The organism is Acinetobacter sp. MF4640 (genome assembly GCF_002018895.1).
Taxonomy (GTDB): Bacteria; Pseudomonadota; Gammaproteobacteria; order Pseudomonadales; family Moraxellaceae; genus Acinetobacter; species Acinetobacter johnsonii.
Map to the genome: position 1 here is coordinate 1 of NZ_MVOM01000081.1, position 9,606 is coordinate 9,606.

The 9,606-nt window shown below is 43.3% G+C and carries 12 protein-coding genes and 1 pseudogene; 10 read left to right on the top strand and 3 right to left on the bottom strand.

The window, feature by feature from the left end:
* The first annotated feature begins 274 nt into the window (after positions 1 to 274).
* Genes msrA through MF4640_RS17550 form a run of 7 tightly spaced genes read left to right on the top strand, consistent with a single transcriptional unit; the run spans position 275 to position 4,101 of the window.
* The gene (msrA, locus tag MF4640_RS17520; protein ID WP_000762837.1) at positions 275 to 763 is read left to right on the top strand and encodes a peptide-methionine (S)-S-oxide reductase MsrA; all 489 of its coding nucleotides are present in this window, start codon (positions 275 to 277) and stop codon (positions 761 to 763) included.
* A 3-nt stretch (positions 764 to 766) separates the two neighbouring features.
* Positions 767 to 1,027, top strand: a complete 261-nt coding sequence (locus tag MF4640_RS17525) for a glutaredoxin (protein WP_001076938.1) — start codon at positions 767 to 769, stop codon at positions 1,025 to 1,027.
* Between the two features lie 31 nt (positions 1,028 to 1,058).
* Positions 1,059 to 1,499: a peptide-methionine (R)-S-oxide reductase MsrB gene (msrB, locus tag MF4640_RS17530; RefSeq protein ID WP_000483554.1), complete on the top strand. Its 441-nt coding sequence runs from the start codon at positions 1,059 to 1,061 to the stop codon at positions 1,497 to 1,499.
* A 54-nt stretch (positions 1,500 to 1,553) separates the two neighbouring features.
* Positions 1,554 to 1,799 (top strand): glutaredoxin family protein, encoded by a 246-nt coding sequence (locus tag MF4640_RS17535; RefSeq protein ID WP_000905740.1) that lies wholly within the window; start codon positions 1,554 to 1,556, stop codon positions 1,797 to 1,799.
* Between the two features lie 50 nt (positions 1,800 to 1,849).
* On the top strand, positions 1,850 to 2,158 hold the full coding sequence (locus tag MF4640_RS17540; RefSeq protein ID WP_000582514.1) for an antibiotic biosynthesis monooxygenase family protein: 309 nt from the start codon (positions 1,850 to 1,852) through the stop codon (positions 2,156 to 2,158).
* Positions 2,155 to 3,429, top strand: a complete 1,275-nt coding sequence (locus tag MF4640_RS17545; RefSeq protein WP_000857678.1) for an acetyl-CoA C-acetyltransferase — start codon at positions 2,155 to 2,157, stop codon at positions 3,427 to 3,429. The genes MF4640_RS17540 and MF4640_RS17545 overlap by 4 nt, the downstream gene beginning before the upstream one ends.
* Before the next feature lie 9 nt (positions 3,430 to 3,438).
* The gene (locus tag MF4640_RS17550) at positions 3,439 to 4,101 is read left to right on the top strand and encodes a peptide-methionine (S)-S-oxide reductase MsrA (protein WP_001281573.1); all 663 of its coding nucleotides are present in this window, start codon (positions 3,439 to 3,441) and stop codon (positions 4,099 to 4,101) included.
* Positions 4,102 to 4,320: 219 nt separating this feature from the next.
* Here MF4640_RS17550 and MF4640_RS17555 read toward each other — a convergent pair whose 3' ends face one another.
* Entirely contained in the window at positions 4,321 to 5,298 is a 978-nt protein-coding gene (locus tag MF4640_RS17555) for a sensor domain-containing diguanylate cyclase (protein WP_002119794.1), read from the bottom strand.
* 371 nt (positions 5,299 to 5,669) lie between these two features.
* Between MF4640_RS17555 and MF4640_RS20000 the strand changes: the two genes are divergently transcribed.
* A complete protein-coding gene (locus MF4640_RS20000; protein ID WP_153310265.1) occupies positions 5,670 to 5,846 on the top strand; it encodes a hypothetical protein in 177 nt (58 codons plus the stop codon).
* Between the two features lie 69 nt (positions 5,847 to 5,915).
* Here MF4640_RS20000 and MF4640_RS17560 read toward each other — a convergent pair whose 3' ends face one another.
* Positions 5,916 to 7,202, bottom strand: coding sequence for a GAF domain-containing protein (locus MF4640_RS17560; protein ID WP_000257537.1), 1,287 nt, complete (start codon positions 7,200 to 7,202; stop codon positions 5,916 to 5,918).
* Between the two features lie 868 nt (positions 7,203 to 8,070).
* Here MF4640_RS17560 and MF4640_RS19830 point away from each other — a divergent pair.
* Together MF4640_RS19830 and MF4640_RS17570 are read left to right on the top strand one after the other, a co-directional pair.
* The gene (locus tag MF4640_RS19830) at positions 8,071 to 8,232 is read left to right on the top strand and encodes a peptide-methionine (S)-S-oxide reductase (RefSeq protein ID WP_223290059.1); all 162 of its coding nucleotides are present in this window, start codon (positions 8,071 to 8,073) and stop codon (positions 8,230 to 8,232) included.
* Positions 8,233 to 8,290: 58 nt separating this feature from the next.
* Entirely contained in the window at positions 8,291 to 8,845 is a 555-nt protein-coding gene (locus MF4640_RS17570) for a carboxymuconolactone decarboxylase family protein (protein ID WP_078390389.1), read from the top strand.
* A gap of 93 nt (positions 8,846 to 8,938) precedes the next feature.
* On the opposite strand, the pseudogene MF4640_RS17575 reads toward MF4640_RS17570, so the two are convergent.
* A pseudogene (locus MF4640_RS17575) lies at positions 8,939 to 9,606 on the bottom strand (IS4-like element ISAba1 family transposase); the annotation flags it as partial.

The following is a 9,606-nucleotide window of genomic DNA, read 5'->3' on the forward strand; positions in this document are numbered from 1 at the left end:
TTGTTCCATTTTAGATATTTGTTTAAGATAAGATATAACTCATTGAGATGTGTCATAGTATTCGTCGTTAGAAAACAATTATTGTGACATTATTTCAATGAGTTATCTATTTTTGTCGTGTACAGAGCTAAAATTTCACTGAGAACATCCATATATAGCTCCTACGTAAACTGTCCAATAGGTCATGTTATACGAACTATTGAACATATTATATCTATTTTACATGCTGTAAAGTCAGTCTAATCAGTAAGTGGATGAAAACTAAGGAGGCTTTATGAAACTAGATTATGTGATCGTTGCCGGAGGGTGTTTTTGGGGTCTCGAAGACCTCCTTAGGAGTCTGGACGGTGTGACGTCAACGAAGGTGGGCTACTCTGGCGGAGATTTTGATGATCCTACCTACGCCGATATTATAACAGGGAAAACGGGGCACGCCGAAGCGGTTCGCGTGGAATACGACCAAGACGAAATATCTCTCGAAGAGATTCTACATTACTTTTTCAAAATCCATGATCCGACTACGAAGAATCGCCAAGGAAATGATGTTGGCACTTCGTATCGCTCGGCAGCGTTCTATCGTGACGATGCACAGAAAGCGATTATCGAAAACGTGATTGATGAGGTCAATGAGATCGGTCGCTTCGAGAATCCCGTGGTCACGACGGTAGCCTTGGAAAAAGAGTTTTATGACGCTGAGGAGTATCACCAAAACTATTTGAAGAAGAATCCCCACGGGTACACGTGCCATTTTGAGAGAGATTAAACCATGAATCAAACGAAAGAGGAAAAAATGAAAGAACTTAAGAACGTTGTCATCTACACAAAAGACCATTGTCCGTTTAGTAAACGCGTGAAGGAGTACTTAACTTCTGAAAAAGTTGATTTTAAACAAATTCGCGTGGATGACGATCCCAAGACTTATGATGAGTTGAAGAAAAAAACCAACCTTCAAACTGTTCCGCAAGTTTTTGTGGATGGAAAATTCATTGGTAGCGCGACTGACTTCTTCGCGTGGATTGATAGCTAAAGAACAAACCCAAAAATAAAGGAGCAAATTTATGTTCAACTGGGAAAGCATTAACAACTATCTCGATAACGGCACTCCCGCTCCTCCTAGAAAAGTAGAAAAGAGCGAGGAAGAGTGGAAAAAAATTCTGACGCCCGCTCAATTTAATGTCATGCGGAAGAAAGGCACCGAGCGCCCTCACACTGGGGAACTCTGTTCATTTTATGAGGCAGGACGGTATGCCTGCGCGGGCTGCGACACTGAACTGTTTGATTCGAACGTTAAGTTTGATTCGGGAACAGGTTGGCCGAGTTTTTCTGAGCCCGTCGCCGACAACGTAATTCAATATGAACTGGACACGACTTACGGACGAAGAATCGAAGTGCTATGCAATGTGTGCGAAGCCCACTTAGGGCACGTTTTTCCAGATGGTCCTGAGCCCTCTGGGGCTCGATTCTGCATCAACTCGGAGTCATTGAAGTTTGTAGAATAATTTTTAAATCGAGGGGGTTTATGAAAGTGAACCTTTTGAAAAAAGGAGCCGTTCGTGTTGATTAAGCTGTTCGGTCATAAAGACTGCCATAAAACCAAGATTTACCAGTCGTACTTGAAAGAAAAAGGAATCGAGTTTGATTTTTTAGATGTTCACGAAGACGACGCGGCAGCTGATGAACTGCGATCCCTTTATACTACTGGAAAGTTAAATTTCCCGACAATACTGGTTGGGACAAAGAAGCTGAGAAACCCCAAGTTCAAGGATCTCGACAAGTGGTTGGAAGCTTCGATGAAATAACGAGATCTTTTTTTTGAGGATTGTAATTAGCTTAGTAAGGAGTCAGATCAATGATTATAGCAGTTGTCCGCAGTCGTGTTGCCAAGGAGCACGGTGGGGAGTTTGAAAGAAGATACGCCGAGATGTCCGCGCTTGTCGAAGCCATTCCTGGTTACGGAAGCCATGAGCGGTTTTCTTCTCCTAACGGTGAAGATGTTCTAATTGTCGAGTTCCTTACCAGAGAAGCTTTCGATGCTTGGGATAAGCATCCCGAACACAAAAAAGCCAAGATGCTTGGCAAAGACTACATTTTTGAATCGTACGACGTGAAGGTCGGAGAAGTTTTTGAACGGCACACAAAGCCGGAGGTGAAATTATGAAAACGAGAAACGTTTATATCGTAGGTGGAGCTCGGATTCCATTTATGAAATCTATGACCGCATATCGAGACGTCTCAAGTGAAGAACTAATGACGGCGAGCCTAAAGAGTTTAGTTGATAGATATAACTTGGAAGGAAAAACTGTGGGCGATGTAGCCTTAGGAGCTGTCATGCACAGCTCGGCTAACTGGAATTTGGCTCGTGAAGTCGTTCAATCCTCCGGTTTGCATCCAAACACTCCGGCATATAACGTGCAACGTGCTTGCGGAACGAGCTTGGAAAATACGATTCAGATTGCTCACAAAATTTCTAGCCACCAAATTGAAAGTGGCATTGCGGGCGGTGTTGATAGCAACAGCGATTTGCCCATTATGGTTAGTCGAACTTTCGCAAGAAAATTGATTGCGTTGAATTCTGCCAGAACGCTTGGTGAGAAAGTAAAAATCATTTTAGGAATTAAACCTAGCGATCTAAAGCCAGTGTTGCCCGCAGTGGTTGAGCCACGCACCGGAAAATCAATGGGTGAGCATTGCGAACTCATGGTTAAAGAGTGGAATATTTCTCGCCAAGAGCAAGATGAGTTAGCGCTGGCAAGTCACAGAAATGCAGCTCAAGCATATAAAGATGGGTTTTATGATGATCTCGTCTTTCCATTCCAAGGAAATAAGACCGATGGAATTTTGCGTGCTGATACAACTTTGGAAAAATTGTCGAAGTTAAAACCTGTTTTTGATAAATCAGAAAAAGGGACTTTGACGGCGGGAAATTCAAGCTCGCTCACAGATGGCTCGTCCACCGTTCTTTTGGCTTCCGAAGAAGAGGCTAAAAAGAATAATTGGCCGCTGTTGGCCAAGATTGTGGATTCTCATACTTCTGCCGTGGATTACGTCGCTGGCGAAGGTTTGCTCATGGCTCCAACTGTGGCGGTCAGTGAATTATTGAAGCGAAACGGCTTAAAGCTTCAGGATTTTGATTTTTACGAAATTCACGAGGCGTTCGCTGGACAAGTGCTCTGCACGATGAAGGCGTGGGAGTCTGCTGAATACTGCAAAACACGTTTGGGACGATCAGAGCCTCTCGGAAAAATTGACCGCTCGAAGCTAAATGTCCGTGGAAGTAGCATTGCCCTTGGGCATCCGTTTGCGGCTACTGGCGCTAAGATCGTCGGAGTTTTAGCAAAGATACTGCACTCAGCTGGTCCTGGAAAACGTGGCCTTATCGTCGTTTGCACGGCGGGAGGAATGGGAGTGGCTACAATTCTTGAAAGTTAGGAGAAAAATATGTCGGATCTAAAAATGAATAAAGAAGACGGTGTTGAAAGCTATGAATTTGCAACCCCTGAAGCAATCGAAGAAGCATTGAAAATCGGGAAGCTTAGTCAAACGGTTTTCGGCATGGGTTGCTTTTGGGGACCGGATTCTAATTTTGGAGGGACGCAGGGAGTAGTGCAAACACGTGTTGGCTACGCTGGAGCATCAACTCTGGATCCGAGTTACCGCAACATCAACGGACACGCCGAAGTCGTCAGAGTGATCTACGATAAAGACCAAATCAGCTACAGGGAACTTCTTGGAAGTTTTGAATCATGGTCTGTTCATGGTAGAAAGCAGGGCCAGTATCGCCAGATACTTTTTGTTTTTGATCTGGAGCAAAAACAAGTAGCTGAAGAACTGATTCAAGCGATTGGAAAGGAGAAATCTCCCGAGGTGATTGAGGCCGGAGAACAAAATGGTTATTTTTGGCCCGCCGAAGATTACCATCAAAAGCATCGTCTTCGCAGAAACAAACAGCTTGTAAGTCTTGCAGAAGTAGATTTCGGTCCTCGCTGGGATGAACATCTGTATTTTACTAAATTAAATAGTACCGATAGAAAAGGCTTCAGTCTCTCAAGCTGGCTAAAAAAGTTGTCTCCGGAAATGCAGAAAGCTTACCGAATCGGTTAATCTGAAATTGCAGCTGGCTAAAGAACTCTATTTTCTATATGTAAAGAATGTGACGATCTCCTTCACATGGAGTCCAAGAGAGCATAAAAAATCTGTGTAAGTCGCATTACCCATGTATTTGAAAGGAATAAATAATGCCAATATCAGACCAGCTTATCGACCGAAGCAAGACCTCAGTTTTTATGAGGTCTTGAGATCAGCGCAGCATGAACAGATCTCTTACAGTGTGGCGAACACACTGGTTTGATTGCGGCCTTGGGTTTTAGCTTTGTATAACATCTGATCGGCGACTTCGAGCAACTGCTTTTTGTCGTCAAATAAATCAGCGCTGGCCAAACCTATGCTGACCGTTAATTGTCGTAATAACCACTCATGGTTAGCCACTACCAGCCTTAACTTTTCCAGTGTTTTATTTGCGGACGCTGTGTCTGTGCCTGGCAGGATCAGCACAAACTCTTCACCACCATAACGGGCGAAAAAGTCATAGTTCCTGCTATGGCGCTGAAACAGAGCCGCGACTTGACTCAGTGCCTCATCTCCTGCGGCATGACCATAGCTGTCGTTAAAACTCTTAAAGTGATCAATATCAATCAATGCCAGTACAAAAGATTGTCCTGTTCTTTGCCAGCGAGCAAATTCAGCTTCAAACTTGAGGTCAAAAGCTCTTCTGTTGTTCACCCCTGTCAGCGCATCCGTCATGCTGGTATTATGTAATTGTTCGCCGACTTTTTTCAGCTCCAGTATGGCGATCACTTGTCTGGACAGAGCCTGCAAAGAGCTTATCTGCCGCTGGTTCAGCTGCTTAGGAACATGATCATAGACACAAATAGTACCAATCACTGCACCTTCGGGATCAATCAGCGGCGAGCCAGCATAAAATCGGTAGCCAGGTCCTGAAATCACCATAGCATTGGTACTGAATCTGTGATCTAAAGTAGCGTCAGGGACCACCATTACCGCATCAGGTGTTTCCATTGCATACACGCAAAAGGACTCTTTAATTAATACAGAGGTACGCGAAATACCAACTTTTGCAATTAGATTCAGCTTTGTGTCATCGGTTCGCGTCACCATAGCCACTGGTGCATCACAGATATAACACGCCAGTTCAGTGATATCCCGCAGGTTCTGATCTGCTTCAGCAGGTGCTTTTAGTGTGGTTTCTGCACTAGCTGTTTGAGCTAAACTAAAGGTCATGTACTTCTCCGTTTTTCTACTGCATTTTTCAAAGATCCTGCATAGAAAAATGAATTAAATCGTTGATTTAACTCTAGCATAGATCTGTCAGACTTGAAGTTATCTCTGTAGCAATGGTATTGTTTTGTACAATATTCGCCTGCTTGATTTGAGTTTTAGCTGTATTTATAAACTTTTGGCTTTTCCGGTCGCAGGCTCTATAATTTGCTCGTTTAAATCCAACTCTTCGTCTAACGTCATCTATTTAGTGTGCATGCGGCCTCCGGAGCATTTTCCGTGGCTTATTTTACCGAAGCATCGGGATTGCTAAATAGAGCTGAACGCTGTAATGCGCTTTCGAACTGAGCTTTCCGTAACTTCGGCATTAGTTCATGTACCTTGCTTACTGGATGTTGGTTGACGCGCAGCAGCACGTCCGTCAGATAATCGTAAACGTTAATAGCAGTGTTGACCTTGCTTTGAATGACGCCAACATGCTTAGCACCAAGCTCCGTTCAGCAGAATCACAGCCAGTTTTTCAGTTATCCCAAGTGTCACTCTCAGATTAAAGGCCGCCATACCGGATGTAGTGCCAACAAGAAAACTAAAACACAACTTCGCTGATCATCGCTGAGTGTTTATAAATCGTCTCCCATCACCGGTATCGATAAGCAGATAAGCCTGGTTATGCCATTAGCAGTTCTTGAAGCATTCCTGCTTTCAATGTCGTCAACGTGATCACGATTTGAGTTGAGATAACGACTCTGTTGCTGAAGACTCTCAGTTAATTGCCACTCACCAGATTCAAGAACAGCACCCGCTAACTCGGCACATACTGTTGCAAAACCATAAAGCGCTTGATTATCGCGGGTAAAACGCAGCGGCATCGTCTGGCCTTTTACAAGAAGGGACCATTCCAAAACTCTGTACTTACCTTTTAATCGGTTACTGACAAAAATAGTTATACTTGTACCGCTGGCGCCAACAACTAAAAAGCTCGTGATAGCTAGTCCTATCAGAGACCATAACTCTGGTTTCCCACTTAGTAACAGTGGATTAGGCAAATGACTCCTCAAAACGAGATCAGCACCAAGGGTCAGCGCTGTTTTATACACTGCTTGTTCTAATAATGGAGTTGCATTGACCAGTGACGCAACAGCATCACAACTATAAGGTTCTAGAACTGCCGTAGCTCTCAACCATTCTGTTTCATGGGCAATCGCCAACAAATTTGACCAAATTCGAACCAGTGCCGCTATATGAATGGAGTTTTCATCAGTCAGGACGGTTTGATTAAGCTGCTTATCCAGTTCCTGATGCCAGTATTGGTATTGGCTTGTCAAAAGTACAAACAACTCAGATTGAAGCAACTTATTATTAGTTACCGGTCTTATCCTATTTGACATCTCATTGAATAGTTGTATAAATTTTTTGTCTGCTTGTTGCTCACGCTTTAGCAGATCTTGCTGTTGTTGAAGCATCTGTAAATCGTATTCAATGGCCTGCTTAAAAAGTGTGAGTAAGGAACAGTGTTGTGATGCCCGATCTGGGCTTGAAAAGTCCAACATACACAAAGTACCGAAAGTTTTTCCGCTAGGCCAAAGCAATGGCAGGCCATAGTAATAACTAAAGCCTGCTGCAAATGTTGGGTTATTGTTTTCATATCGGGTACCGATTGCATTTTCAACTAGTAATGGCTGGTTACTGGAAATGACTTGGGAACAATAAGTGTTAAGTGCCAATGGAACAGGTTCACCGCAATAAAAAGTTGGTACTGACACACTGCCAACAGCCTGACAAATTTCGTTTTTATCTAATCGATTAATCAGCACACAAGGCACTTCCGCGACTTGAGCCATCGAGTTTACAATGCCTTGCCAGCGCTCTAGGAGCAGAGCGGTTTCTATGCTCAAATCTACTGCCATTTGTTCCCTCAGTATTTAAATAGTCCCCTTTTGCATCATTCGATCTTGTTTATCTCAGAGTATCAAACAGGAAACAAAGTGATTGATGTCAATCAGGGAATTAGCAGCATTGATGCATTAAGCGGCGCACATACACTCTAAGTAAAGTGCTTAAGTCTGATTATGGCAAGAAATTGTTACTTTGTCAGGGATAGTCAACACTTTATTAGCGAGAGACTTGCTTGGCTGACATTTAAGACAAATCGCGAGATTCCAAATCTGCCACCAACAGTCGGAACTGAGTAACTCACTTGAGCTTTAAAAAGTAAAGCATTGAAATATTTATGGTATTTATACATCCTACCTAGCTCACAGCAGAGTTTAGCATCGTGCATTAATATGACCTTACACTAAAAATACGTACTAGTTGACGTCTATCAAACTCGTTTACGAGATAGTGTAGTGGTCGACAAATTTTGGCCACATCGTTATTGCCTAATAACCGATGCTCTCTTTAAATGCGAAATGAGTAGTGCACGCATTTTTAGCCTTTTGGCAAAACGTTGATGTCTCGAAATTTTCAAGCGCTGTGCCTTGTTTATTTTCAGAAACGTCTGCTTTCAGTGAGTTCCTGATGCTCGGGCGCTCTAAATTATGGGTATAGACAATCTGATTTGCCCTATATTTGCAGTTTTTCGTGAACCCTTAATTTCACAACTCTTTTAATCTGATATCCAAAGTCTGCATCCATACATAGCCCCTACGTAAACTGTCTAATAAGTCACATTATACGAACTATTGAGCATGTTATATCTATTTTACATGCTGTAAATTCAGTTCCATTAGTAAATAGATAAAAACCAAGGAGGCTTTATGAAAAATAAATAATGTGATCGTTGCCGGAGGGTGTTTTTGGAGTCTCGAAGACCTCCTTAGAAATCAGGACGGCGTGACGTCAACGAAGGTGTGTAGTGGCACTGAAATGGCGACTGCGCAAGACGTGAAGATGAGCTGTCTGATAGCAACGGATTATCAAGCAGAACCTTCTTAAATACAATTTATTCCACGCCAATACAGCGTGCTGTCTTTCAAATCACTAGGAGAAATTTATGTCACGTTTGAACACCCCTACCACAATCGACGCCGCGCCTACTGCTACCCATACCTCACTCAAGGCTGTGGAAAAACAACTGGGCCGCGTTCCTAACATGTTCCGCGTCGTTGCCAACAGCCCTGCTGCGCTGACTGGCTACCTGCAATTGAGCGCAGCATCAGCACAGGGCGGCTTGGGTACAGCGACTCTTGAGCGTATTGCCCTAGCCGTCGCTGAGATCAACGGCTGCGATTATTGCCTTGCTGCCCATTCCTTCCTAGGCCGTAAGGTGGCCAAGCTTGATGATGCTGAACTCACTGCCAACCGCAGCGGTGCATCAAATGACCCTAAGGCCGACGCAGCCGTGCGTTTTGCTGCCGCCGTAGTCCGCCAGCGCGGGCAAGTCAGCAATTACCAGGTCCAAGCGGTGCTGAACGCTGGCTACAGTGATGCACATGTAGTGGATATTCTGTTGGCTGTTGCCCTGAACACTTTCACTAACTACGTTAACGAAGTGACACAGACCGAGGTCGACTTCCCGGCCGTTCAACCACTAGGCATTGATGTCTAATCCATTGGTGCTCAACTACAGCAATTACCTAAGTTAGGTTCGACTCGAGTAAACATATAGTTTTTCTCAAGAGTCCTCTGTACACGACAAATTTCACAGAACCCTTATCCTATCAGGATTCTGCTTTCTTAAAATTGCCAAAATTTCCTTAAACTCTTCTTTTTTCCCAAAACCAATTAAACGCTGAATCGCCATTTGAACATAGTCTAAACCATAGCGAAATAAACTCATTGAGAGTCGTCCATGCTTCTTTATTTTTATCGCTTTTTTTTGATTATGTTGCCATTCACCCGTTAAGTAACACCAACAGAAGCTTATAGCTAACACCGCAATCAATTTTTTCACTCGTCTAGGGTCTGTCAAGCGCGTATTTTCAAGATTAAACCCGCGTCCTTTGAGACAACTGAATAAGGTTTCAATTTCCCAGCGTAATGCATAATCCTGAATAGCATTGGCATTAAACTGAGGAGAAACGACGAGTAAAAGCTCTCCATTTTCTAACTGTAGTGCACTTATATATAGTTTCACCCGACCAACCAAAATCCGTCGTTTACGACATTCAATTTGACCAACTTTAAGATGGCGAAATAAATCACTAATTTTATGATTCTTTCCTAAATGATTGGTGACAATGAAGTTTTTTTAACACGAATGCAGAAGTTGATGTCTTGTTCAATTAACCATGTAAACCACTGCTCACCGATAAACTCTCTGTCTGCGAACACATTCACAATACGGTCTTTACCAAAAATGGCTATAAA

Excerpts from the sequence above, each read along its gene's own strand:
- msrA (WP_000762837.1), top strand. The coding sequence starts at position 275 with ATGAAACTAGATTATGTGATCGTTGCCGGAGGGTGTTTTTGGGGTCTC.
- MF4640_RS17525 (WP_001076938.1), top strand. The coding sequence starts at position 767 with ATGAATCAAACGAAAGAGGAAAAAATGAAAGAACTTAAGAACGTTGTC.
- msrB (WP_000483554.1), top strand. The coding sequence starts at position 1,059 with ATGTTCAACTGGGAAAGCATTAACAACTATCTCGATAACGGCACTCCC.
- MF4640_RS17540 (WP_000582514.1), top strand. The coding sequence starts at position 1,850 with ATGATTATAGCAGTTGTCCGCAGTCGTGTTGCCAAGGAGCACGGTGGG.
- MF4640_RS17545 (WP_000857678.1), top strand. The coding sequence starts at position 2,155 with ATGAAAACGAGAAACGTTTATATCGTAGGTGGAGCTCGGATTCCATTT.
- MF4640_RS17550 (WP_001281573.1), top strand. The coding sequence starts at position 3,439 with ATGTCGGATCTAAAAATGAATAAAGAAGACGGTGTTGAAAGCTATGAA.
- MF4640_RS17555 (WP_002119794.1), bottom strand. The coding sequence starts at position 5,298 with ATGACCTTTAGTTTAGCTCAAACAGCTAGTGCAGAAACCACACTAAAA.
- MF4640_RS20000 (WP_153310265.1), top strand. The coding sequence starts at position 5,670 with ATGTACCTTGCTTACTGGATGTTGGTTGACGCGCAGCAGCACGTCCGT.
- MF4640_RS17560 (WP_000257537.1), bottom strand. The coding sequence starts at position 7,202 with ATGGCAGTAGATTTGAGCATAGAAACCGCTCTGCTCCTAGAGCGCTGG.
- MF4640_RS17570 (WP_078390389.1), top strand. The coding sequence starts at position 8,291 with ATGTCACGTTTGAACACCCCTACCACAATCGACGCCGCGCCTACTGCT.